Annotated in this window: 1 protein-coding gene; it reads left to right on the top strand. The window is 31.1% G+C overall.

From position 1 onward, the window contains the following. The coding region (locus ACFINC_RS11240; protein ID WP_375617257.1) for an SMI1/KNR4 family protein at positions 1-283 on the top strand (283 nt) is incomplete at both ends.

Here is a 283-nt window from a genome sequence, read left to right as displayed (position 1 = left end):
CAATTTTGGTACTGTTGATGATGAAGTTGATGATGTACTGATTGAAAAAGCAGAAAAAATTCTTGGTTTTCAGTTTACAACTTCCTACAAAAGTTTTTTAAAAAACTATGGAAGAGCAGAGATCTGTGGTGAGGAAATATTAAGTGTTTATAATACAAACTTTGAAATTGCTCGTAGTGATGATATTGTTTATTATCATATAACGGATATAGAAAATGGTTTAGCAAGACCACAGCAGCTTGTTGTGAGTAGAACAGATTTTGGTGAGACATTTTACTTTGAT

Source organism: Bartonella sp. AP58NXGY, from assembly GCF_042195785.1.
GTDB lineage: Bacteria > Pseudomonadota > Alphaproteobacteria > Rhizobiales > Rhizobiaceae > Bartonella.
Note: the sequence above shows the minus strand (reverse complement) of the source record. Positions and strands in the feature narration are given on the sequence as shown.